The organism is Citrobacter braakii (assembly GCF_009648935.1).
GTDB classification, from domain to species: Bacteria; Pseudomonadota; Gammaproteobacteria; order Enterobacterales; family Enterobacteriaceae; genus Citrobacter; species Citrobacter braakii.
This window is the reverse complement of record NZ_CP045771.1, coordinates 1,300,302-1,325,715: the sequence shown is the minus strand read 5'-3', so window position 1 is coordinate 1,325,715 and position 25,414 is coordinate 1,300,302. Positions and strand designations below refer to the sequence as shown.

Annotated in this window: 20 protein-coding genes; 11 read left to right on the top strand and 9 right to left on the bottom strand. The window is 52.1% G+C overall.

Annotation, left to right across the window (positions count from 1 at the left end):
* Positions 1–7 precede the first annotated feature (7 nt).
* Together feoC and GFC06_RS06070 are read left to right on the top strand one after the other, a co-directional pair.
* Positions 8–244 carry a [Fe-S]-dependent transcriptional repressor FeoC gene (gene feoC, locus GFC06_RS06075; protein ID WP_003023516.1) on the top strand — a complete coding sequence of 79 codons (237 nt, stop codon included), beginning with the start codon at positions 8–10 and terminating at the stop codon, positions 242–244.
* 236 nt (positions 245–480) lie between these two features.
* Positions 481–1,431 (top strand): Rpn family recombination-promoting nuclease/putative transposase, encoded by a 951-nt coding sequence (locus tag GFC06_RS06070; protein ID WP_103283370.1) that lies wholly within the window; start codon positions 481–483, stop codon positions 1,429–1,431.
* A gap of 44 nt (positions 1,432–1,475) precedes the next feature.
* On the opposite strand, the gene bioH is transcribed toward GFC06_RS06070, so the two are convergent.
* A complete protein-coding gene (gene bioH, locus GFC06_RS06065) occupies positions 1,476–2,246 on the bottom strand; it encodes a pimeloyl-ACP methyl ester esterase BioH (RefSeq protein WP_153689947.1) in 771 nt (256 codons plus the stop codon).
* A gap of 37 nt (positions 2,247–2,283) precedes the next feature.
* On the opposite strand from bioH, the gene gntX reads away from it, so the two are divergent.
* The 3 genes from gntX to gntT all read left to right on the top strand — a co-directional run bounded on the left by gntX (position 2,284) and on the right by gntT (position 5,297).
* Positions 2,284–2,967: a DNA utilization protein GntX gene (gene gntX / locus GFC06_RS06060; RefSeq protein WP_016154807.1), complete on the top strand. Its 684-nt coding sequence runs from the start codon at positions 2,284–2,286 to the stop codon at positions 2,965–2,967.
* A gap of 58 nt (positions 2,968–3,025) precedes the next feature.
* Positions 3,026–3,601 carry a Fe-S biogenesis protein NfuA gene (gene nfuA / locus GFC06_RS06055; RefSeq protein WP_003023509.1) on the top strand — a complete coding sequence of 192 codons (576 nt, stop codon included), beginning with the start codon at positions 3,026–3,028 and terminating at the stop codon, positions 3,599–3,601.
* A gap of 379 nt (positions 3,602–3,980) precedes the next feature.
* Complete coding sequence (gntT, locus tag GFC06_RS06050) at positions 3,981–5,297, top strand: gluconate transporter (protein WP_003023507.1); 1,317 nt, start codon at positions 3,981–3,983, stop codon at positions 5,295–5,297.
* Positions 5,298–5,377: 80 nt separating this feature from the next.
* Here the strand turns inward: gntT and malQ are convergent, their stop codons facing one another.
* Positions 5,378–7,465: a 4-alpha-glucanotransferase gene (gene malQ, locus GFC06_RS06045; protein ID WP_153689946.1), complete on the bottom strand. Its 2,088-nt coding sequence runs from the start codon at positions 7,463–7,465 to the stop codon at positions 5,378–5,380.
* A 9-nt stretch (positions 7,466–7,474) separates the two neighbouring features.
* Complete coding sequence (gene malP, locus GFC06_RS06040; RefSeq protein ID WP_153689945.1) at positions 7,475–9,868, bottom strand: maltodextrin phosphorylase; 2,394 nt, start codon at positions 9,866–9,868, stop codon at positions 7,475–7,477.
* A 388-nt stretch (positions 9,869–10,256) separates the two neighbouring features.
* Here malP and GFC06_RS06035 point away from each other — a divergent pair, with 388 nt between their 5' ends.
* The 5 genes from GFC06_RS06035 (at position 10,257) to malT (ending at position 16,257) form a co-directional block, all read left to right on the top strand.
* A complete protein-coding gene (locus GFC06_RS06035; RefSeq protein WP_153689944.1) occupies positions 10,257–10,736 on the top strand; it encodes an Hcp family type VI secretion system effector in 480 nt (159 codons plus the stop codon).
* Between the two features lie 28 nt (positions 10,737–10,764).
* A complete protein-coding gene (locus tag GFC06_RS06030) occupies positions 10,765–11,628 on the top strand; it encodes a hypothetical protein (RefSeq protein WP_153689943.1) in 864 nt (287 codons plus the stop codon).
* Between the two features lie 9 nt (positions 11,629–11,637).
* Complete coding sequence (locus GFC06_RS06025) at positions 11,638–12,072, top strand: DUF1240 domain-containing protein (protein WP_153689942.1); 435 nt, start codon at positions 11,638–11,640, stop codon at positions 12,070–12,072.
* A gap of 38 nt (positions 12,073–12,110) precedes the next feature.
* On the top strand, positions 12,111–12,542 hold the full coding sequence (locus tag GFC06_RS06020) for a hypothetical protein (RefSeq protein ID WP_153689941.1): 432 nt from the start codon (positions 12,111–12,113) through the stop codon (positions 12,540–12,542).
* A gap of 1,009 nt (positions 12,543–13,551) precedes the next feature.
* Positions 13,552–16,257, top strand: a complete 2,706-nt coding sequence (malT, locus tag GFC06_RS06015) for an HTH-type transcriptional regulator MalT (protein ID WP_047501442.1) — start codon at positions 13,552–13,554, stop codon at positions 16,255–16,257.
* 41 nt (positions 16,258–16,298) lie between these two features.
* Here the strand turns inward: malT and GFC06_RS06010 are convergent, their stop codons facing one another.
* From GFC06_RS06010 to glpE, 3 genes are all read right to left on the bottom strand, one after another.
* Positions 16,299–17,057 (bottom strand): DeoR/GlpR family transcriptional regulator, encoded by a 759-nt coding sequence (locus GFC06_RS06010; RefSeq protein ID WP_003023499.1) that lies wholly within the window; start codon positions 17,055–17,057, stop codon positions 16,299–16,301.
* A 15-nt stretch (positions 17,058–17,072) separates the two neighbouring features.
* Entirely contained in the window at positions 17,073–17,903 is an 831-nt protein-coding gene (gene glpG, locus GFC06_RS06005) for a rhomboid family intramembrane serine protease GlpG (RefSeq protein WP_016154811.1), read from the bottom strand.
* Positions 17,904–18,073: 170 nt separating this feature from the next.
* Positions 18,074–18,400, bottom strand: a complete 327-nt coding sequence (gene glpE, locus GFC06_RS06000) for a thiosulfate sulfurtransferase GlpE (protein WP_003023495.1) — start codon at positions 18,398–18,400, stop codon at positions 18,074–18,076.
* 198 nt (positions 18,401–18,598) lie between these two features.
* Between glpE and glpD the strand changes: the two genes are divergently transcribed.
* Positions 18,599–20,107, top strand: coding sequence for a glycerol-3-phosphate dehydrogenase (gene glpD / locus GFC06_RS05995; RefSeq protein ID WP_016154812.1), 1,509 nt, complete (start codon positions 18,599–18,601; stop codon positions 20,105–20,107).
* Between the two features lie 108 nt (positions 20,108–20,215).
* Here the strand turns inward: glpD and glgP are convergent, their stop codons facing one another.
* Genes glgP through glgC form a run of 3 tightly spaced genes read right to left on the bottom strand, consistent with a single transcriptional unit; the run spans position 20,216 to position 25,411 of the window.
* The gene (gene glgP, locus GFC06_RS05990; RefSeq protein ID WP_153689940.1) at positions 20,216–22,663 is read right to left on the bottom strand and encodes a glycogen phosphorylase; all 2,448 of its coding nucleotides are present in this window, start codon (positions 22,661–22,663) and stop codon (positions 20,216–20,218) included.
* A gap of 19 nt (positions 22,664–22,682) precedes the next feature.
* Complete coding sequence (gene glgA / locus GFC06_RS05985; protein ID WP_016154814.1) at positions 22,683–24,116, bottom strand: glycogen synthase GlgA; 1,434 nt, start codon at positions 24,114–24,116, stop codon at positions 22,683–22,685.
* Positions 24,116–25,411, bottom strand: a complete 1,296-nt coding sequence (glgC, locus tag GFC06_RS05980) for a glucose-1-phosphate adenylyltransferase (RefSeq protein ID WP_016154815.1) — start codon at positions 25,409–25,411, stop codon at positions 24,116–24,118. Before glgC ends, glgA begins: the two co-directional genes overlap by 1 nt.
* Positions 25,412–25,414 lie beyond the last annotated feature (3 nt).

Genomic DNA, 25,414 nt, shown 5'->3' with positions numbered 1-25,414 from the left:
ATCGACAATGGCATCGCTTATTCAGGTTCGTGATTTATTGGCTTTGCGGGGACGCATGGAGGCAACTCAAATTAGCCACACGCTGCACACCCCGCAACCCATGATTGACGCCATGCTGAATCAGTTAGAAAAGATGGGCAAAGCGGTGCGGATTCAGGAAGATGCCGACGGGTGTCTTTCCGGAAGCTGCAAGAGTTGCCCGGAAGGTAAAGCCTGCCTGCGCGAGTGGTGGGCTTTGCGCTAGTTCGATGCCGGATGGCGCTACGCTTCCGGTCTAAAAATGACTGCAAACGTCCTGGCCGGATAAAGCGTTTATGCTGATATCCGGCTTTTTGCGTAATGGATTCCACAAAGATGTCTCTGTTTCAGCAAAGCAGATCTATCCTCCAGCCTGGCGCGCATCGTTATCAACTCGTGGATGATTACTGGCGACCAGGGAAGTAGAGTCTCGTCATCTTGTTTCTCAGGTGACGGATCGCCATGAATACTGACACGACTGCTACGCCGCATGACGCGATTTTTAAAACGTTCTTAAACCACCCTGCTACCGCACGCGACTTTCTTCGGCTCCATCTTCCAGCCTCTTTGCAAAAACTGTGCGATCTGAAAACGCTACAACTGGAATCGGGCAGCTTTATTGAGGACGATTTGCGCGCGTACTATTCCGATGTGCTGTGGTCATTAAAAACCCGCGAAGGCGATGGCTATATTTACACCATCATTGAGCATCAGAGCACCGCCGATGCCCATATGGCATTTCGGCTGATGCGTTATGCCATTGCGGTCATGCATCGTCATTTGGCTGCAGGTCACAAAAAACTCCCGCTAGTGATACCCATGCTTTTTTATCATGGCGCGGCAAGCCCATACCCCTACTCACTCTGCTGGCTGGACGAATTTGACGACCCAAAGGCCGCCAGACAACTTTATACCGCAGCGTTTCCACTGATCGATATCACCGTGGTTCCCGATGACGAGATCATGCAGCATCGCCGGATGGCGCTGTTGGAACTCATCCAAAAACATATTCGTAAACGCGATTTGATGGGGCTGGTAGAAAAACTGGCCATCCTGATTATTAAAGGACACGCTAATGACAGCCAGTTGAAAGCCTTGTTTAATTATCTAATGCAGGTCGGGGACACCGCACATTTTACCGAGTTTCTTCATGAGGTCGCCGAACGTTTACCCCAACATAAGGAAAAGTTGATGACTATCGCCGAAAGATTACGACAAGAAGGGCATCTTAATGGTCTTCAGGAAGGCCATATGAAAGGGTTACAAGAGGGGTTACAAACGGGCTTGCAACAAGGTAAACGAGAGGAAGCTTTACGTATTGCATCAACCCTGCAGGCTGATGGTATCGACCCGCTGACCATCTTCAGAATTACCGGACTGACCGCTGAGGATCTGGCTACGCGCAGCCATTAATCTCAAGCCCGGTAAGCGCGGCTCTACCGGGCAACACAACAGATTTATAGGCGTTTTTTTAACGCCACCAGCGCTGCGCAGAACTCTGCAGGATGCGAGATAAACGGTGCATGCGCCGCTTTAGCAAATATCAACGACTCGCTATGCGGCCACAGGGCATCGAGCATTGGGACCACTTTGCGCGGAACCAGTCCATCGAGATAGCCGTACAACCGCAGAAAAGGCATGTCCACAGCGCACAGAGGCTCACGCAGATCGACCGTTTTCAGAATCTCCAGTCCGCCATTGAGCTCCTCGACCTTCGGCATGGGTAACGCCAGCACTGTTTTCTTCAGTGCTCGCGCATCCTGACGCGCGGTGTCCGTGCCCATCGTCTGCAACGCCAGAAAACGTTCCACCGTACGCTGGAAATCTTCGCTCAACTGCTGCTGGAAACCTGCCAGCACTTCTGGCTTGATACCCGGCCACTCGTCACGCGCGCTAAAGCAAGGGGAAGACGCCACGGTCACCAGCGCCTGAACACGTTCAGGATGGGTTAACGCCACCTGGCTTGCGACCAGCCCGCCCAGACTCCAGCCGAGCCAGATGGCTTTCTCCGGCGCCTGTTTTACTACCCGCTCAGCCATCTCTTCCAGCGACATTGCGCCGAACCCCTGGCTGCGACCAAATCCCGGTAAGTCGACAAGATGCAGCGTGAAATGCGAACTCAGTTCCTCGCTTATGCAATGCCACACTTGCGCATTCAGTCCCCATCCGTGCAGCAGCACAAGATGGCAATTTCCCGAACCCTGGGTCTGCCACCAGATGTCATTCATCAGTTATTGTTCTCTTTTAGCCTGAAAGGATGCTTCTATGCTAACAGTACCGGGATTGTGCTGGCTATGCCGAATGCCCCTGACGTTAGGGCATTGGGGGATCTGTTCAGTCTGCACAAGGGCAACGCATCAGCACGTCAGCCGGTGCCCTCAATGTGGACTCCCTGCCGCGCATACCGTCGTTCCCTGCGGGCGCTGTCTGCAAAAACCACCGCCGTGGCAGCGACTGGTTACCGTCAGCGACTATGCTCCGCCATTGAGCGGGCTTATCCACCAGCTCAAGTTTTCCCGACGTGGCGAAATGGCCCCCGCTCTTTCACGCTTGTTGTTGCTGGAGGTATTACAGGCCCGGCGCGTCAGCGGTCTTCCTCTGCCGGACAGGCTCGTCAGCGTCCCGCTCTGGCAACGCCGGCACTGGCGCAGAGGGTTTAATCAGAGCGACTTACTGTGTCGTCCCCTGGCCCGCTGGCTGGGCTGCGACTGGGACAGCCGGGCTATCACGCGGGTTCGGGCAACCGCCACACAGCACCATCTCAGCGCCCGATTACGTAAACGTAACCTGAAAAACGCCTTTCGCCTTGAATTGCCAGTGCAGGGACTCCATATGGTCATTGTGGATGATGTCGTCACTACCGGAAGTACCGTCGCGGAAATCGCGCAGCTGCTTTTACGCAACGGCGCGGCGACTGTCCAGGTATGGTGCCTGTGTCGAACCTTGTAGAGCCTCGATGATGGGCGTATTATAACCAAGTAAAATAGTCAACTATTAGGCCATTACTATGATCCATATTTCCGATGCTGCACAAGCGCACTTTGCCAAACTGCTGGCAAATCAGGAAGAAGGGACACAAATCCGCGTATTTGTGATTAATCCCGGCACGCCTAACGCTGAATGCGGCGTTTCTTATTGTCCGCCGGACGCCGTGGAAGCAACCGACACCGCCATTAAATTTGACCTGCTGACCGCATATGTTGATGAACTGAGCGCACCGTATCTGGAAGATGCAGAAATCGATTTCGTTACCGACCAGTTAGGCTCCCAGCTGACCCTGAAAGCACCAAACGCCAAAATGCGTAAAGTTGCCGATGATGCACCGCTGATGGAACGCGTGGAGTACATGCTGCAATCGCAGATCAACCCACAGCTGGCAGGTCACGGTGGTCGCGTCTCTCTGATGGAAATCACCGATGAAGGCTACGCTATTCTGCAGTTTGGCGGCGGATGTAACGGCTGTTCAATGGTGGATGTAACGCTGAAAGAAGGTATCGAGAAGCAGCTGCTGGCTGAATTCCCTGAACTGAAAGGCGTTCGCGATTTAACCGAACACCAGCGCGGCGAGCACTCTTACTACTAACGCCTCAACCTGTAGAATTTCCGTAGGCCCGTTAAGACGCATCCGCGCCGCCATCGGGCATTGATGCCGGATGGCAGCATAATCGCGTTATCCGGCCTACAACCTTGCATTTCTCCGCATATTTCCTGCAACAATCCCCCTCATAATTTGACCAGCCTCTCATAATTTAAATTTTGCCTGCCCAGGTGATTTTCAAGCGCCGTATGTTACCCGTATCATTCGCATCAGCACCTAACACACACATAACAGCCAGCTAGACTGATTAGTTTTGAAGGCAACCAGCATTGGTGCTGAGAATGCTCTGTTCCCGGTCGGGACAATCGGAATTTGTCATCTAAACACTGACGTTACCCATAACAAAGTAAAGGCCAGGTAAATCATGCCATTAGTCATCGTTGCTATCGGTGTAATCTTGTTACTCCTCCTGATGATCCGTTTCAAAATGAACGGCTTCATCGCTCTCGTCCTGGTGGCGCTTGCTGTCGGATTGATGCAAGGGATGCCACTGGATAAAGTCATCGGTTCGATTAAAGCCGGCGTCGGCGGAACCCTTGGCAGCCTCGCCCTGATTATGGGTTTTGGCGCCATGCTGGGCAAAATGCTGGCGGACTGCGGCGGCGCACAGCGCATCGCAACCACCCTGATTGCTAAATTCGGCAAAAAACATATTCAATGGGCGGTGGTATTAACCGGCTTCACCGTCGGTTTTGCCCTGTTCTACGAAGTCGGCTTCGTGCTGATGCTGCCGCTGGTGTTCACCATCGCCGCAGCTGCCAACATCCCGCTGCTGTATGTTGGTGTGCCGATGGCTGCAGCGCTGTCCGTAACTCACGGCTTCCTGCCGCCGCACCCAGGTCCGACCGCTATTGCCACCATTTTCCACGCAGATATGGGTAAAACCCTGCTGTTTGGTACGATTCTGGCAATCCCGACCGTTATTCTCGCCGGTCCGGTGTACGCTCGCTTCCTGAAAGGCATCGATAAGCCAATCCCGGAAGGTCTGTACAGCGCGAAAACGTTTACTGAAGAAGAGATGCCTGGCTTTGGGGTCAGCGTCTGGACCTCCCTGGTACCGGTTATCCTGATGGCGATGCGCGCCGTGGCGGAGATGATTCTGCCAAAAGGCCACGCTTTCCTGACGGTGGCAGAATTCCTGGGTGACCCGGTAATGGCAACGCTGATCGCGGTGCTGATTGCGATGTTCACTTTTGGTCTGAACCGCGGACGTTCGATGGATCAGATCAACGACACGCTGGTGTCCTCAATCAAAATCATCGCGATGATGCTGTTGATCATCGGTGGTGGCGGTGCCTTCAAACAGGTCCTGGTGGATAGCGGCGTGGACAAGTACATCGCGTCAATGATGCACGGTTCAAACGTTTCTCCGCTGCTGATGGCATGGTCTATCGCTGCGGTACTGCGTATCGCACTGGGCTCCGCAACTGTTGCAGCGATCACCGCTGGTGGGATTGTGGCACCGCTGATTGCAACGACCGGCGTAAGCCCTGAGCTAATGGTTATTGCGGTTGGTTCCGGTTCCGTCATTTTCTCCCACGTGAACGATCCGGGCTTCTGGCTGTTCAAGGAGTACTTCAACTTGACCATCGGTGAAACCATCAAGTCATGGTCAATGCTGGAAACCATTATCTCCGTCTGCGGTCTGGTAGGGTGTCTGCTGCTGGGTATGGTGGTCTGATAAAACTGTGCCGGGTGGCGCTTCGCTTACCCGGCCTACCTGCTATCACCCTAAAAAAGCCGGGGAAATCCCCGGCTTTTTTACTTCTTCTTCGCGGCCGCTTTTCGGCGCTTATCCAAATCCTTAATCAGCTTGTTCACACCGTCATCGGCAAACATCTGCTCCAGCGTGGCGGTGAGCTTACGCCGCCAGTTTTTGTACTGGTCGCTGGTCCCCGGAATATTGACGGGCTCAGCCATATCCAGCCAGTCTTCCGGTTGCAGGCCCAACAGCGCACTGTTGCTGTCAGCGATGTAGCGTTGCATGCCGCGATTAAGAATCGGCGTCATCGACATCAGCGACGCCTTGTGACCAGCACGTTTTGGCAGGCACCCGTATTTGTGCAGCGCGTCCAGCAGCCCCTGTTTCGCCAGTTCTCTGTCCTGATACAGCCCACGCAGCACGACTTCATCCGGGTACAGACCCAGCGCCTTACCCAGCGTCAGATCGCCGCTATCCCAATAACCTTTAAGCGTAGGAAGGTCATGCGTCGCCGCGACTGCCATTGATTGTTCCGGGTACGCTTTCGGCGCGCGGAAGTTTTTCTCATGGTCATTCTCAAAATAAAGCACTTTGTATGAGTACACGCCGCTGTCACGCAGCTTGCTGACGATCTCTACCGGCACAGTCCCCAGATCTTCACCAATTACCATGCAGTGATGACGTTTACTTTCCAGCGCCAGAATTGAAAGCAGATCGTCGACCGGATAATGCACGTAGGCGCCGTGATCGGCAGTTTCACCGTAAGGGATCCACCACAGACGCAGCATCGACATAACATGGTCGATACGCAACGCACCGCAGTTCTGCATATTGGCGCGCAGCAGTTCGATAAACGGTTCGTAAGCGCGTGCCGTGATGATATGCGGATCCATCGGCGGCAATCCCCAGTTTTGCCCGAGCGGACCGAGAATATCCGGCGGTGCGCCAACCGAGGCTTTCAGGCAATACAACTCGCGGTCGCACCAGGTTTCCGCCCCGCCTTCGGCCACGCCGACAGCCAGATCGCGATATAATCCAATCGGCATCGCAAAGCCCTGGCTGGTTTTCCAGCAATCAGCAAACTGGGTATACGCCAGCCACTGCAACCACAGGTAGAAATCCACTTCATCACGATGCTCTTCGCAAAAGCGTTTTACCTCTGGCGAATCCACCGACTGGAAAGCTTGCGGCCACACCGGCCAGCCCCAGCGCAGTGCGTCCTCTTTCACCTGATGCGCATGCAGCGCGTCAAAGGCCGCCTGCCAGTACAGGCTATCCCCTTCCTGAGTCACAAACTGGCGAAATGCCGCCATCTGCTCATCGTCACGTGCAGAGAAGCTTTTCCACGCCATACGCAGCGCTGTCATCTTCAATGCGGTAACGGCAGAATAATCAACCCACTCGGTATCACGCGCGCGTTGCAGAGCTTGCTGAGTCGCGGGTTTCTGCCACCAGGCCTGCGCCTCTTTACTCAGGCGAAAATCGTCTACTGCGTTCACATCAATATAAATAACGTTCAACCAGCGGCGTGACGACGGGCTGTACGGACTGGCACTCTCCGGGTTCGCCGGATACAGCGCGTGAATCGGATTCAGGCCAATAAAAGCGCCGCCGCGTTGCGCCACCTCCACCAGCATGGCACGGAGATCGCCAAAGTCGCCAATCCCCCAGTTTTTTTCTGAACGCAGGGTATAGAGCTGAACGCATGCGCCCCACAGCTTCTGCCCGGCTAATAGAGCCTGCGGCTCATAGCAGCGTTTCGGCGCGACGATGATGCGGCAATGGGTACGCAACTCCCCCAGGGTGAGGGTAAGCGTGTGATACCCTTCCGGCAGCTTCGCCGGAAGGTTGAACGATTTACCGCCGACGGCATGTCCTTTGTGCTGCACGCCCTCTTCGGTGGTCAGCAGCCAGTTAAACTCTCCGCGCCCCTCAACTGCCAGCGGCATTTTCTTACCAGCGGTATAAACCATGACATTCGGCACCGGGGTCACCGCCACCTGAGCGGTGGCGGTGGAGCGATGCATAGCGTCAAGCAAACGCCGCTTGGTTTCGATGCCAATAGACTGCGGTTTACCGTGGGCATTAATGTAATTGGGGCTGATCCCCGCCGCCAACGCGGCATTATCCAGACGTTTGCTTTCCATCGCGATTCCTTAACGTTTCGCCTGCCAGATACGAGTCTGATAATCGCGGATGGAGCGATCCGAACTGAACATGCCGCAACGCGCGGTATTCAGAATCGCCGCCCGGGTCCAGGCTTCCTGGTCACGATACAACACGTCAACCTGCTTCTGGGCTTCAACATAGGCCGCGAAGTCCGCCATTACCAGATACGGGTCACCGCCCTGCTTGCCGATACTGTGCAGCATCTGGTCGAAGGCATGTTTATCGCCGTCGCTATACTTCCCGCTTTCCAGCTCTTTCAGAACAGCATCCAGCACTTTATCTTTCTTACGCCATTTCACCGGGTCGTACCCTTTGGCCTTGAGCGCCTTCACCTCTTCCACGGTATGACCAAAGATAAAGATATTCTCATCACCTACCTTCTCGGCGATTTCGACGTTTGCGCCATCCAGCGTACCGACGGTTAACGCACCGTTCAGCGCCAGCTTCATGTTACCGGTGCCGGAAGCCTCTTTCCCTGCGGTGGAGATTTGCTCAGAGATATCCGCCGCTGGGATCAACATTTCCGCCGCCGAGACACAATAATCCGGCAGGAATACGACCTTCAGCTTGTCGCCCACCTGCGGGTCGTTATTGATGGTTTCTGCAACCTTGTTAATGGCGAAGATGATATTTTTCGCCAGGTAGTAACCCGGAGCGGCTTTCGCGCCAAACAGGAATACGCGCGGCACGCGATCGGCCTGCGGGTTCTCACGGATTTCTTTGTATAACGCCAGAATATGCAGCAAGTTGAGGTGCTGACGCTTGTACTCATGCAGGCGTTTAATCTGAATATCAAAGAGAGCGTTAGTCGTTATCTCAATACCGGTACGCGCTTTAATAAACTTCACCAGACGCACTTTGTTCGCCAGCTTGATGTCACGATACTGCTGACGAAACTTCGCGTCGTCGGCGTATTTTTCCAGGTTAATCAACTGATCGAGGTCGTTGGCCCACTCTTTTTTCAGCGATTTATCCAGCAGCGCGGCAAGTGCCGGGTTGCACTGCTTAATCCAGCGACGCGGAGTAATCCCGTTAGTGACGTTATGGAATTTGTTCGGCCAGAGCTGATGATATTCCGGGAACAGATCCTTCACCACCAAATCGGAATGCAGCGCCGCCACGCCGTTAACCGCAAAGCCGCTGACCACGCACATGTTGGCCATACGCACCTGTTTGTTGTGCACCACCGCCAGCTTCGCCCAAACTTCAGCGTCACCCGGCCAGGTTTTATCGACCAGCTTCTTAAAGCGGTCGTTAATCTCTTTGATGATTTGCATATGGCGCGGCAGTAGTGCTTTCACCAGCTTCTCGTCCCAGCACTCCAGCGCCTCTGGCATCAAAGTGTGGTTGGTATAAGCAAAGGTCTTACTGGTAATAGCCCACGCATCGTCCCAGCTCATCTGGTGCTCATCAATCAGCACACGCAGTAGCTCAGGGATGGCGATGGTCGGGTGAGTATCGTTGAGCTGAATCACCTCAAAATCAGCCAGCTCATGCAGTTTACGCCCTGCCAGATGATGGCGGCGCAGAATGTCAGCTACGGAGCAAGCGCACTGGAAGTATTGCTGCATCAGGCGCAGCTTTTTACCCGCGGTGTGGTTGTCGTTCGGGTACAGCACTTTGGTGAGTTTTTCAGCGTCGATGCCCTGCTGCTCTGCACGCAGGAAATCGCCGTCATTAAATTTGGTCAGGTTAAACGGATGCGCGTGACTGGCCTGCCACAGACGCAGCGGTTGCGCCACGCCGTTACGGTAGCCGAGAACCGGTAGATCCCAGGCCTGGCCGGTAATAACAAACCCCGGCTCCCAGCGCCCTTCTTTGGTGACCTTGCCGCCAATCCCTACTTGCACATCCAGTGCTTCGTTGTGACGGAACCACGGATAGCTGCCGCGATGCCAGTCATCCGGGGCTTCCATCTGCTGCCCATCGGCAAACGACTGACGGAACAGGCCGTACTGGTAGTTGAGACCATAGCCCGTCGCCGATTGACCGACTGTCGCCATCGAATCAAGGAAGCAGGCCGCCAGGCGCCCCAATCCACCGTTACCCAGCGCCGGGTCGATCTCTTCTTCCAGCAGATCGGTCAGGTTGACGTCATGCGCTTTCAGCTCATCGCTCACCGCCTGATACCAGCCGAGATTGAGTAAGTTGTTGCCAGTCAGACGGCCAATCAAAAACTCCATCGAGATGTAATTAACATGGCGCTGATTTTTTGCCGGTTTCGCCGCAGGCTGGGCGCTGAGTAACTCAGCCAACGCCCCACTCACTGCCTGCCACCACTGGCGCGACGTCATTTCTTGAGCCGACAGTAAACCGAAGCGCTGCCACTGACGCGTCAGGGCAGCCTGAAATTGATCTTTGTTGAAAGTAGGCTGTGACATAGGGGTTCCAGATCCTTAGGTAATAAAACAACGTTATCGCTAGTTTGCCAGGCTCGTTGTTGACCTTCCTCATCCTGGCACGGATTAGGCAGGGAGGAGGAGCGGGGATGAGCATAAAAGTGTGATCGCTGCCACTTTATTATTACTAACTACACCAATAAATCGACCGACTTCGCAGTGTATCTACCTGAGACATTCCGCCTGGTTTGACAAGAGTCGGCATAATGCATACAAGAAGAGATAACTAAGTATTAGTTATATTTATTATAAAAAGCATTTCAGCCTTTTTTAAATCATAAGACGGTTGAAATTAAAATAACTCAAGAGCACACTGAGATAAATATTCAGACAAAAAAACAAATCAGATAAATGCTATCAAAGGAAATATATGTCGAACTTATCTTGGATTACACTGAAAGGTGAGTTACAGGGGAATATTTCAGAAAACTGTGGCTCAAGGTATTCAATAGGAAACAAATCTCAAACCAGTCATCTCAATGAAATAATGGTTTATGCTCTTGAACATGAAACAACGCGTCAGCAGAACGTTAATCATCACGAGCTTCAAATCGTCAAACCCATTGATCGTTCGTCCCCTTTGCTGAACAAAGCGATCAACGATAACGAAACGCTGGAGTGCGAAATATCCCTCTATCGAACCACACCTACAGGAATGCAAGAAATCTATTATAAAATTAAATTATTCAAAGCACACATATCAAACATTAAATTAATAGTCCCTCACAATATAATTGAAAACGGTAACGAAGCACAAGAACGCGTTTCTTTTATTTATGAATCGATTAGTTGGGAACATTGCATGGCAAGTACCAGCGCTTATAGCTTATGGAGTGAACGTACTTTCTGATGCCAGAGTCTCTTGATAAGGAAATATCATGCGCAAACGTAACAACGGATTAAATGGCACCTCACTCGGGTTGCGAGGCGAATGGCCGCAGGCAAGTGATTTCGATAGCTGGCATACCATGAACCCTGTGCAGCGCGATATGGCCTTTATGGATGGCTCATTTATCACGCAAAGTCATCACATCTTTCTGCTCACTCTCGAAGAAGCACAGCAGGTGGCGGACGATTTAATGGGCGGAGTGGATAAGTTTTTTTCCTACCGGGCCGCGCCTGGTAATATCAAAGATGGTCTGGATACCTTCCGCAGTCTCTCTAAGCTCACCACCTATTACAATTCCGCACAGGAGCTGGTCTTTAATTTCAAGGCGATCCGGATTAAAGCCATTGAATACAAGGTCGGCGGTAAAACCTATATCAAAATAACCGGGTATCCCGCCCTGCGTCGGATTCTTAACGGAACCCGCTATGGCGCCAGCCATCCACAGATGTTGGAAATGGCGATTGGTAGGCGTGGGCTTTATAACAGCCTTAGAAATGGCGTCAAATATTGCATTTACTTCTCACTTGCCTGGCGGGCAATTGAACTGATTTTTAAGTCTGATTATGATCTGGTGGATTTTTTGGTAGATATCTCAATGGATGCTGCAAAGGCGGTGGTGTCAGGGGTAGTGATTGGGGTGCTGGCTACTGGACTATTGGCAATATTTAGTGTTCCGGTAGTATTCATGACTCTTGGAATTATTATCGTAGGATTATTTTTCAACTATGAATTAAATTACTTGGACGATACAATAGAGCTATCAGTTTCATTAAAAAACAAACTTCGCGACTATCTTCACCATAGTAAACATGAAAATTATGGTTTTAATAGCCCTTATTTTCACTCTTTTTAAGGAAAGCGAATGACTAAGATCCATCTGCGCCTGATATCTTTCTCTCTTACCATTTTCTTCTTTAGTCTCCTTTATATGATATTTACTGGGAGTATAATGAAAAATTTTCTTTCACTAATTAGAATGGGTGAAATTATTTCCTATAACAACAATACATGCGCTATAGTAGGAGGAATACCAACAATATTGATATTTTCGATCCTTTCTTTTTTTGCCTTATTTAGTAAGGAGGGGCGGTTGAAAAAACTGTCCGCTGCAGTAGAGTTATGGATGATAACGATTGTAGTAATTCCCTTTCTCATTGGCATTATTGCGGACTGCCTACTCCCTTTTTTATTGATGGCATTTTCATACACATCCTGCCCCCAGCAGGAGCTTTATGATTTCTACGTTACAGATATCGAGCTGTGCAAAACTATCGTAGATAACCGTGGTTTGTGGTAACGGATTTATCATAGTTTTATTCTTTTTAAGGAAGTGATATGAATAAAATCTATATGCGCTTGATGGCTTTTCTTATCATTGTTTTCCTCCTTTGGATTCTTGACACACAACTCTTTGGGTACGTAATGACTGATTTTTTATCTATCATAAAAATGGGTGATATTGTTTCCTATAATCATACATTTGTACTGATAGGCGGAATACCTACCATGATTTTGATGACTATCAGTTTTGTTAGAATAGTGTTAAGTAAAAAATTTAAATATCAAAGCTTTCCCGAACCGATAGAAAGCTTGGCATTATTGACCATCATTTTATCATTTGCCATCGGTTTGATTGCAGACTGTATTGTACCCTTTTTCTTTCTGGCATCATCATACACCCGTTGTCCTCAAGAAAAATTTGATGATTATCATGTCGTTGATATCTCACTTTGCGAGACCATCATAGATAACCGTAGATTTTGGTAATAGCCCCATGCAGATGCTTCCTCTGTGGGCAACAATATAGATATTTAAATCTGACATTCTCAATATTTTTACTCATTCTAAAAAGGATAAAATGAATAAAATATACTTACGAGCATGGGCTTTTATTATGATTATTTTCTTAATCGCTGTCCTTTACAGTTTATTATTCGGCCGGACGATGACTGAGTTTTTATCGTTAATAAAAACAGGTGATATTATCTCTTATGACAAGACATGCGCACTGATAAGTTCAATACCATTATTCGGTTATACAATAATTGCTCTCGTCAGAGTTTTGTTTAGTCAAGATGTACAGTACCGTTCACTTCCCGCTCCTTTTGAAAGTTTAGTTCTCACTGCCATCATTTTTTCCTTTATCATTGGTCTTATTGCGAACTGTCTTGTTCCTTTTTTATTTCTTGGATTATCATACACATCCTGCCCCCAGAAGAAGCTTCAAGATTTCTACGTTACAGATATCGAACTGTGCAAAACTATCGTAAATAATCGTGGTTTGTGGTAACGGATTTATCATAGTTTTATTCTTTTTGAGGAAGTGATATGAAAAAATATATGCGCTTGATGGACTCTCTTCTCTCAAGCCTATCCCTTTATATTCAAACACCCCGTTACCTGGTTTGGTAATGAACGACAGTTATCTCGACTAAAAATGGGTAAAGAATACTGCAAAAGCCATGGTCGACAATAATTTTCATTAAAAATAATCACCAACAGTAACAAATAAGATAATTCTATATAAGCAAATCATGCTTCGTCAGAGAGTTTTCAATCACAGCTTTTGACCAAACACCTCAACAGCCGCGCATCCTGACACCGGTTTCAGTAAGTGTTCATCATCTTAAGAATTTGTGACCAAGCGCAAAATAAGACAGTCCAATCCCGGACATAACTTGCAATAAATCTTAATCTGGCCGACCTTATATCTATTAATTACGAAGCGCAAAAAAAATCATTTTTCCCCATTTTCACACAGTGAAGTGACTAACTTATGTTGATTCCGTCTAAATTAAGTCGTCCGGTTCGACTCGACCATACGGTGGTTCGTGAGCGCCTGTTGGCTAAACTTTCCGGCGCGAACAATTTCAGGCTTGCCCTGATAACAAGTCCTGCTGGTTATGGAAAAACGACGTTGGTTTCACAATGGGCAGCGGGGAAGAACGAATTAGGCTGGTACTCTCTGGATGAAGGCGATAATCAACAAGAGCGCTTTGCCAGCTATCTGATCGCCGCTATCCAGCAGGCAACCGGTGGACACTGCACCACCAGCGAAGCGATGGTGCAAAAGCGCCAATACGCCAGCCTGACGTCACTGTTTGCGCAGCTATTTATTGAACTGGCCGAGTGGCACCGCCCGCTCTACCTGGTAGTGGATGATTATCATCTCATCTCCAATCCGGCAATTCACGAAGCGATGCGTTTCTTCCTGCGTCATCAGCCTGAGAACCTCACGCTGGTCGTGCTGTCGCGCAACCTGCCGCAGTTGGGTATTGCCAACCTGCGAGTACGCGATCAGTTGCTGGAGATAGGCAGCCAACAGCTGGCGTTTAACCACCAGGAAGCCAAACAATTTTTCGATCGACGTTTGTCCTCGCCTATCGAAGCGGCAGAAAGCAGCCGGATGTGCGATGACGTTGCTGGCTGGGCCACGGCGTTACAGCTGATTGCCCTCTCCGCCCGCCAGAACAACCACTCTGCACACCAGTCCGCACGCCGCCTCGCCGGGATCAACGCCAGCCATCTGTCCGATTATCTGGTTGATGAAGTGCTGGACAGCGTCGACCTCGGCACCCGTCACTTCCTGCTAAAAAGTGCCATTCTGCGCTCAATGAACGACGCACTGATCGTCCGGGTCACCGGGGAAGAAAACGGCCAGATGCGGCTGGAGGAGATTGAGCGCCAGGGATTATTCTTGCAGCGGATGGATGACGTCGGTGAGTGGTTCAGCTACCACCCGCTGTTTGGCAGCTTTTTACGCCAGCGCTGTCAGTGGGAGCTGGCAAGCGAACTGCCCGAAATACACCGCGCCGCCGCTGAAAGCTGGATGGCGCAAGGTTTCCCCAGCGAAGCTATCCACCACGCGCTGGCGGCAGGCGACGCCCATATGCTACGCGATATCCTGCTTAACCATGCGTGGGGACTGTTTAACCACAGTGAGCTGACGTTACTGGAAGAGTCGCTGAAAGCCCTGCCGTGGGAAAGTCTGCTGGAAAATCCGCGTCTGGTTCTGCTGCAAGCCTGGCTGATGCAAAGCCAGCACCGCTACGGCGAGGTTAATACCCTGCTGGCACGCGCTGAGCAGGAAATGAAAGGCGACATGGAACCGACGCTGCACGCCGAATTTAACGCCCTGCGTGCGCAGGTCGCGATTAACGACGGCAATCCTGACGAAGCCGAGCGCCTGGCAAAGCTGGCGCTGGATGAGTTACCCATCGCCTGGTTCTATAGCCGTATCGTCGCCACCTCGGTACACGGTGAAGTCCTGCACTGTAAGGGCGATCTCACGCGTTCTCTGGCGTTGATGCAGCAAACCGAGCAAATGGCGCGCCACCATGACGTCTGGCATTACGCGCTGTGGAGTTTAATTCAGCAAAGTGAAATTTTGTTTGCCCAGGGCTTTTTACAGGCCGCCTGGGAGACTCAGGAAAAAGCGTTTCAGTTGATCAAAGAGCAGCATCTGGAACAGTTGCCGATGCACGAGTTCCTGGTGCGTATTCGCGCGCAGCTGCTGTGGGCATGGGCGCGCCTGGACGAATCGGAAGCGTCTGCCCGCGCGGGTATTGAACTGCTTTCCACATTCCAGCCGCAGCAACAGCTACAGTGCCTGGCGCTGCTGATTCAATGTTCGCTGGCCCGGGGGGATCTGGATAATGCGCGTAGCCTGCTTAACCGCCTGGAAAACCTGCTGGGTAACGGTCACTATCACAGTGACTGGATCTCGAACGCCGATAAGGTACGGGTGATTTACTGGCAAATGGTGGGCGACAAAAATTCGGCCGCCAACTGGCTGCGCCACACGCCGAAACCGGAATTCGCCAATAACCACTTTCTGCAAAGCCAGTGGCGCAACATCGCCCGCGCGCAGATCCTGCTGGGCGAGTTTGAACCGGCTGAGATTGTGCTGGAAGAGTTAAATGAAAATGCGCGCAATCTGCGCCTGATGAGCGATCTGAACCGTAACCTGCTGCTGCTTAATCAGCTCTACTGGCAGGCAGGGCGCAAAAATGACGCACAGCGCGTGTTACTCGACGCGCTGCAGCTGGCGAACCGCACCGGATTTATCAGTCACTTTGTCATTGAAGGTGAGGCCATGGCGCAGCAACTGCGTCAGCTGATTCAGCTCAATACCTTACCGGAACTCGATCAGCACCGCGCCCAGCGTATTTTGCGTGAGATTAACCAGCATCACCGCCATAAATTCGCCCACTTCGATGAAGGGTTCGTTGAGCGTCTGCTTACTCACCCGGAAGTACCGGAGCTTATCCGCACCAGCCCGCTGACCCAGCGCGAATGGCAGGTTCTGGGACTGATTTATTCGGGCTACAGCAACGAGCAGATCGCCGGAGAATTGGCCGTCGCGGCAACGACCATCAAGACGCACATCCGCAATTTGTATCAAAAGCTCGGCGTCGCACACCGCCAGGATGCGGTGCAACATGCGCAGAAACTGCTGAAAATGATGGGGTATGGGGTTTAGTTAATGCCTGATACGCTACGCTTATCAGGCCTGGAATTAACTTAGCACAGCTCTAACTGAATATGATGGTCCGCAATAACCTGCATCACGCCAGCTGGCGGCAGCGTGTCGGTATACACCGCATCCACCATGCTGATACTGCCCATATTCACCATCGCGTTACGCCCAAACTTCGAGTGATCCACCACCAGCATCACATGCCGTGAATTCTCAATAATCGCGCGCTTGGTGCGAACTTCGTGATAATCAAACTCCAGCAGGGAGCCATCGCTATCGATACCGCTAATCCCTAAGATGCCGAAGTCCAGGCGGAACTGAGAAATAAAGTCGAGGGTCGCTTCACCCATAATACCGCCGTCGCGGCTACGCAGTTCGCCACCGGCGAGTATGATGCGGAAATCCTCTTTCGCCATCAGCGTATTCGCCACATTGAGGTTGTTGGTCACAATGCGTAAATTGCTGTGATTGAGCAGCGCGTGAGCCACCGCTTCCGGCGTGGTGCCGATATCAATGAACAACGTAGAACCGTTCGGGATCTGCGTGGCAACTTTGCGGGCAATGCGCTCTTTTTCCGCCGTCTGTGTCGCTTTACGGTCATGCCACGGGGTGTTGACCGAGCTGGAGGGCAGCGCCGCGCCACCGTGATGGCGCAAAATCATGTTCTGATCGGCCAGATCGTTAAGATCGCGGCGAATCGTCTGCGGGCTGACGGAGAAATGCTCCACCAGCTCCTCAGTACTGACGTATCCCTGTTTCTTTACCAGCTCGATGATCGCGTCATGTCGTTGTGTTTGCTTCATTATTGTTCCCTGAAATTACGTTCGTTTTCGTACATTCATAGTATCGGCAAACGCCATTGCCAGACCCACGGCCAGCCCGGCGATATGTGCGCCGTTCGCCATCGACATGCCGAACACATCAAACCAGCCGGCAACAATCCAGATCAAAGCAAAGATAATCAAACCACGCTGCAGGAAAATACCACTTTGTGGATCGCGCTCACCGCGCAACCACACATAACCCATCAGCGCATATACCACGCCAGACAGCCCACCAAACCACGGGCCGCTAAATTTCTGCTGAACGTAGCCGCTTAGCAGGGCGCTGATCACGGTAATTACAATCAGTTTTCCGCTGCCCAGACGCTTTTCTACCGCACCGCCGAGATACCACCACCACAGCAGGTTGAACAGAATATGCATCAGCGAGAAGTGCATAAAAGCGTGGGTGAAATAACGCCAGAATTCAAATTTCAGCGAAGGGTCAAACGGCCATGCCAGCCAGAGCATCACGGTCTGGTCGCCCAGCGTGTTCATCGCGATAAACACCAGCACACACGCGGCCATCACCACCCAGGTTACCGGGCCTGCGCGTTCGCGCAATGTGGCCAGGAACGGATAACGCTGATAGCGCAGACCGCTGTCGGTATGACCCGACTGCCAGCTTGCCGCGAGGTAACGCGGATCGCCTGGATTCTCCAGAAATCGCGCCAGCTCAGCATGCACGCGCTCAGCCTGGGACTCATCCGCCAGCCAGACATCCGTTTGCTGATGTTGTTGAATCGTCAGGATAACGCCCTGTGTCGCCATATAATCAACAAATGCCTGCGCCACGCGGGGGTTAGCAAAAGAGGTAATCATCAACATGGTTGCTGTCGCTTATTCCACACAAAAGAGGACAGTATATATACCCTTCTTACTTCGAGCTGCATCTTTGTTGGCTTTCCTCACTCACTCCGGTCACATACTGTTCGTACGCTCCCGGAGATTTGCTGCGTCGCCGTCGCGATGCAACTCGAATTAATTTGGGTATAGTCTTACGAACCGTATGCCACTTCTGCCGGAAAATGTCGATGCCAGGCGTCGAAGCCGCCGTCAACACTGTAAACCGCGTCATAGCCCTGCTGAAGAAGATATTGCGCCGCGCCTTTACTGCTGTTGCCGTGATAACACATTACTAACACGGCGGTGTCGAAATCATGCTCGCGCATAAATGACCCCAGCGTGTCGTTCGTCAGATGAAACGCCTGTGGGGCGTGACCCATCGCATAGCTTTGCGGGTCGCGGATATCCACTAACACCGCGGCCCCCTGGTGCAGCTTCTGATGCGCTTCTTCGACATTAATACATTCAAACTGATCCATTGCTCTCTCTTCTTTATATTGCAGGTGACGCTTTTCAGACATGTTACTTCTTAGTGTACGTCCCGACGGCAGTTAAACGCCATAATGTTATATGTATCACTGTAAATTGTTTATCCGATGTTACCAATGGCGCGATTCTTTGCTATTATGCTCGATAACGAACATTAATGAGCTATAACGAAAGTGCGAGAGGCCAGCATGGAAACCAAAGATCTGATTGTGATAGGTGGAGGCATCAACGGTGCCGGTATCGCGGCAGATGCCGCTGGACGCGGTTTATCCGTGCTGATGCTGGAAGCGCAGGATTTAGCCTGTGCCACCTCTTCCGCTAGCTCCAAACTCATCCACGGTGGCCTGCGCTACCTGGAACACTACGAATTTCGCCTGGTGAGCGAAGCGCTGGCCGAACGTGAGGTGTTGTTGAAAATGGCACCGCATATCGCCTTCCCGATGCGCTTTCGTCTGCCCCATCGCCCGCACCTGCGTCCAGCGTGGATGATCCGCATTGGTCTGTTTATGTACGATCATCTGGGCAAACGCACCAGTTTGCCGAGTTCGACCGGTTTGCGTTTTGGCGCAGATTCCGTAATGAAACCTGAGATTGTGCGCGGTTTCGAATATTCTGACTGCTGGGTAGACGATGCGCGACTGGTTTTGGCAAACGCCCAAATGGTCGTACGCAAAGGCGGAGAGGTGTTAACCCGCACTCGCGCTACCTCCGCTCGCCGTGAAAACGGATTGTGGATTGTTGAAGCTGAAGATATCGATACCGGTAAAAAGCACACCTGGCAGGCGCGTGGTCTGGTCAATGCCACCGGCCCATGGGTGAAAGAGTTCTTCGACGACGGCATGCATCTGCCATCGCCGTACGGTATTCGTCTGATTAAAGGCAGCCACATCGTAGTGCCGCGCGTCCATACCCAGAAGCAAGCTTATATACTGCAAAACGAAGATAAACGTATTGTGTTTGTCATCCCATGGATGGACGAATTCTCGATCATCGGGACGACTGACGTCGAATACAAAGGCGATCCGAAAGCGGTAAAAATTGATGAGAGTGAAATCAATTACCTGCTGAAGGTCTACAACGCGCACTTTAAGAAACAACTGGGCCGTGACGATATCGTCTGGACCTACTCGGGCGTACGTCCGCTGTGCGATGACGAGTCCGACTCGCCGCAGGCTATCACCCGTGATTACACGTTGGATATCCACGATGAAAACGGCAAAGCGCCCCTGCTGTCGGTCTTTGGCGGTAAGCTGACGACCTACCGTAAGCTGGCCGAACACGCGATGGAAAAACTGGCGTCGTACTATCAGGGAATCGGTCCGGCGTGGACAAAAGAGTGCATTCTGCCAGGCGGTGACATCGGCGGCGATCGTGAAGATTACGCGGCCAAACTGCGCCGTCGCTACCCGTTCCTGACCGAGTCGCTGGCGCGCCATTATTCGCGCACCTACGGCAGTAACACCGAATGGATTATCGGGGAAGCCACCTCGCTTGCCGAGTTAGGTGAAGACTTCGGCCATGAGTTCTATGAGGCCGAGCTGAAATATCTGGTCGATCACGAATGGGTGCGCCGTGCGGAAGATGCGCTGTGGCGTCGCACGAAAGAAGGTATGTGGCTGAACGCTGAACAGCAGTCGCGCATGACCCAGTGGCTGGCAGAGTACATTGAGAAACAGCAGCTGTCGCTGGCGTCTTAAGACACTCGATATAAAACTGTAGGCCCGGTAAGCGTCAGCGCTACCGGGCCTTTTGCCGGATGGCGGCTAACGCCTTATCCATCCGGCCTACAGATCGTCCTGCCCTTGTTACAACCGCACCGAGTCGATATGCCAGATGTTTTCGGCGTACTCTTTGATCGTCCTGTCCGACGAGAAGTAGCCCATGTTGGCGATATTAATCATCGACTTGGTGGTCCACTCTTCCGGGTGGCGATACAGTTCGTCAACCTTATCCTGGCAATCAACGTAGCTGCGATAATCCGCCAGAACCTGATAGTGGTCGCCAAAGTTGATCAGCGAGTCAACCAGGTCACGATAGCGCCCCGGCTCCTCAGGACTGAATACACCGCTGCCAATCTGCGTCAGCACCTGGTGCAGCTCTTCGTCTTTCTCGTAATACTCACGCGGCTTGTAGCCCTGGCTGCGTAAGGCTTCGACCTCTTCCGCCGTATTACCAAAGATAAAGATATTTTCTGCGCCCACATGCTCCAGCATCTCGACGTTGGCACCGTCCAGCGTCCCAATGGTCAGCGCGCCGTTGAGGGCAAACTTCATATTACTGGTACCAGAGGCTTCGGTCCCGGCCAGCGAAATCTGCTCAGACAGGTCGGCAGCAGGAATAATCACCTGCGCCAGGCTGACGCTGTAGTTAGGAATAAACACCACTTTCAGCTTGTCACCAATTTGCGGATCGTTGTTGATCACTTTCGCGACGTCGTTGATCAGGTGAATGATATGCTTCGCCATGTAATAGGCCGAAGCCGCTTTACCGGCGAAGATATTCACGCGCGGCACCCACTCGGCCTCAGGATCGGCCTTAATGCGGTTGTAGCGGGTGATCACATGCAGCACGTTCATCAACTGGCGTTTGTATTCGTGAATACGCTTGATCTGCACATCAAACAGCGATTTCGGGTTCACCACCACGTTAAGCTGCTGGGCAATGAGCGTTGCCAGACGTTTTTTATTCTCCAGTTTCGCACGGCGCACCGCCTGATTTACCAGCGGGTAATCGCAGTGCTGTTCAAGCTCGCTTAGCTGGCTGAGATCGGTTCGCCAGGTGCGGCCAATGTTCTCATCCAGTACCTCAGACAGCGATGGGTTAGCCAGCGCCAGCCAGCGGCGCGGCGTTACGCCGTTGGTGACGTTACAGAAGCGAGTCGGGAAAATCTTCGCAAAGTCAGCAAACAGCGACTGCACCATCAGGTTGGAGTGCAGCTCAGAAACGCCGTTAACCTTGTGGCTCACCACCACTGCGAGCCATGCCATACGCACCCGGCGGCCATTGGATTCATCGATAATCGACGTCCGTCCCAGCAGACTGGTATCGTTCGGATACTGTTCCTGCAACGTCTTCAGGAAGTAGTCGTTAATCTCAAAGATGATTTGCAGATGGCGCGGCAGAATTTTGCCCAGCATATCGACAGGCCAGGTCTCCAGCGCTTCGCTCATCAAGGTGTGGTTGGTATACGAGAAGACCTGGCAGCAGACCTCAAACGCATTATCCCAACTGAATTTGTGCTCATCGATCAGCAGACGCATCAGCTCAGGAATCGACAGTACCGGATGGGTGTCGTTGAGGTGAATGGCGATCTTATCTGCCAGGTTGTCGTAGGTTTTGTGCAGTTGATAATGACGGTTCAGGATGTCCTGCACCGTGGAGGAGACCAGAAAATACTCCTGGCGCAAACGCAGCTCGCGTCCTGAATAGGTGGAGTCATCCGGATACAGCACACGGGAGACGTTCTCGGAGTGGTTTTTATCTTCCACCGCCGCAAAGTAGTCGCCCTGGTTAAATTTACCGAGGTTGATTTCGCTACTGGCCTGGGCATTCCACAAGCGAAGCGTATTGGTGGCGTCTGTGTCATAACCGGGAATAATTTGGTCGTAGGCTACCGCGAGGATCTCTTCAGTTTCTATCCAGCGCGTTTTCTTACCTTCCTGCTGAATACGCCCGCCAAAGCGCACTTTGTAGCGCGTATTGTGGCGTTTGAATTCCCACGGGTTACCGTATTCCAGCCAGTAGTCCGGTGACTCTTTCTGTCGGCCATCAACAATGTTCTGTTTGAACATGCCGTAGTCATAACGAATACCGTAGCCGCGTCCCGGCAGACCCAACGTTGCCAGTGAGTCCAGGAAGCAGGCCGCCAGGCGCCCGAGGCCACCGTTGCCAAGACCAGGGTCGTTTTCTTCATCGATCAGATCTTCAAGATCCAACCCCATACCTTCCAGCGCATTTTTGACATCGTCATAAATACCCAACGATAACAGTGCATTGGAAAGTGTGCGGCCAATCAGAAACTCCATTGACAGATAATAAACCTGTCGAGTTTCCTGGGATAATTGCGCACGGTTAGAACGCAGCCAGCGCTCCACGAGACGATCGCGCACCGCGAACAACGTGGCGTTCAGCCACTCATGTTTATTGGCAATGACCGGGTCTTTACCAATCGTGAACATCAGCTTGTAGGCGATAGAATGCTTAAGTGCCTCTACGCTGAGTGTGGGCGATGCATAAGTAAATGGAGCATTCATATAGGTGATTCCTGGATATCTATTTCAAACGATAGTAAAGCTCACGGTATGACTTCGCCGCGACTTGCCAGCTAAAATCCATGGTCATGGCCTGACGTTGTACAAACCGCCACAACGAAGGCCGGGACCACAATACGAAAGCACGCCGGATCGCGCGTAGCAGCGACCAGGCATTACTATCTTCAAATACAAACCCACTGGCGATACCATCCGCCAGGTTTTCCAGCGAACTGTCAGAGACCGTATCAGCCAGCCCACCGGTGCGCCGCACCAGCGGCAGCGTGCCGTACTTCAGTCCATACAACTGCGTTAAGCCACACGGCTCAAAACGGCTGGGGACCAATATAACGTCGGCCCCACCCATGATGCGGTGCGAGAAGGCTTCGTGATAGCCAATCTGTACGCCCACCTGTCCTGGATGTTCCGCCGCCGCGGCGAGGAAACCTTCCTGTAAAACCGGATCGCCCGCGCCGAGCAATGCCAGTTGTCCACCCTGCTCTAACAACCCCGGTAGCGCTTCCAGCACCAGATCCAGCCCTTTCTGACTGGTCAGGCGGCTGACTACGGCAAATAACGGCACTTTGTCGTTAACCTTAAGTCCCATCGCGATCTGTAGCTGGCGTTTGTTCTCCGCCTTCTCTTCCAGCGTTTCACGCGTATACCGCGACGCCAGCAGCAGATCGGTTTCCGGGCTCCAGATTTTTTCATCAACGCCGTTCAGCACACCGGAAAGACGTCCTTCACGATGACGCTGCTGCAACAGACCTTCCATGCCGTAGGCAAACTGCGGCTCGGTAATTTCCCGCGCGTAGGTCGGACTGACCGCCGTAATGTGGTCGGCGTAGTACAACCCGGCCTTCAGGAAAGAAATCTGCCCGTTAAACTCCAGTCCGTGCACGTTAAAGAACGACCATGGCAATTGGATGTCATCCATATGCTTTGCATAAAACATGCCTTGATACGCCAGGTTGTGCACGGTGAACACCGATTTCGCCGGATGGCCGCGCGCCGCCAGATACGCCGGGGCCAGACCGGCATGCCAGTCGTGCGCATGCACCACATCCGGGCGCCAGAATGGGTCAAAGCCACAGGCCATTTCACTGCCGACCCAACCCAGCAGCGCAAAACGCAGCACGTTATCGGTATATGCAAACAGGTTAGTGTCGTGATACGGGCTACCGGGACGGTCATAGAGATGCGGCGCGTCAATCAGGTAAATGCCCACACCGTTGAAATGCCCGAACAACAGCGTAATACGTCCGGCGAAGGTATCGCGACGCGTCACTACCTGCGCATCGGGAATGCCGCGACGGATATCAGGAAACGCCGGGAGCAGCACGCGGGCATCCACACCGTCCGCGATTTGCGCTGCGGGTAACGCCCCAATAACATCCGCCAGTCCCCCGGTTTTTAACAAAGGGAACATCTCTGAACAAACGTGTAAAACCTGCATTATCGCTCCTGTTTGATCTGCAGTTTGCGCAGCATTTCACGCGTGACCAGTACAATACCTTCCTCTGAACGGTAGAAACGACGTGCATCTTCTTCCGCGTTTTCACCAATCACCATGCCTTCAGGAATAACGCAGGCGCGGTCGATAATGCAACGACGTAAGCGGCACGAACGTCCCACCCACACTTCAGGTAACAACACTGCCGAATCAATGTTACAGAATGAATTCACCCGCACTCGCGGGAACAAAACGGACTGCACTACCACCGAACCAGAAATAATACAGCCGCCGGAAACCAGCGAGTTCAGCGTCATTCCGTGGCTACCGGAACGGTCCTGAACAAATTTCGCCGGCGGCAGTGATTCCATATGCGTACGGATTGGCCAGTCCTGGTCGTACATATCCAGTTCAGGCGTCACCGAAGCCAGATCGAGGTTTGCTTTCCAGTAGGCTTCCAGCGTTCCCACATCGCGCCAGTACGGCTCGGATTCCGGGTCAGACTGTACGCAGGACAATGGGAATGGATGTGCATATGCCATGCCAGCTTCGGTGATTTTCGGGATGATGTCTTTGCCAAAATCGTGACTGGATTTTTCATCGAGATCATCTTCCGCCAGCAGTTCATACAGATAATCGGCGTCGAAGATGTAGATCCCCATACTGGCAAGCGATTTGGTTGGATCATTAGGCATCGCTGGCGGGTTGGCGGGTTTTTCAACGAACTCGATAATTTTATCGGTGTCGTCCACGTCCATTACGCCAAACGCGCTGGCCTCTTCAATAGGCACTGGCATACAGGCCACTGTGCAACGCGCGCCTTTCTCAACGTGGTCGATCAGCATGCGTGAGTAGTCCTGCTTATAAATATGATCGCCCGCGAGGATCACCACATATTCCGCTTTATAGCGTCGAATGATGTCCAGGTTTTGGGTCACCGCATCCGCCGTACCGCGATACCAGTTTTCACCCTGCATCCTCTGCTGGGCAGGCAGCAGATCGACGAACTCGTTCATCTCTTCGCTAAAGAACGACCAGCCGCGCTGAATATGCTGCACCAGCGTGTGTGACTGGTACTGAGTGATCACGCCGATACGGCGGATCCCGGAATTAAGACAGTTGGATAAGGCAAAATCGATAATGCGGAACTTACCGCCAAAGTGCACGGCAGGCTTGGCACGCTTATTGGTTAAATCTTTCAGGCGAGTACCGCGGCCACCGGCCAGGATCAGGGCAACAGATTTTAATGGCAGCTGGCGCGCCAACATTACACGATCGTTCTTCTCTAAACTTACCATGAC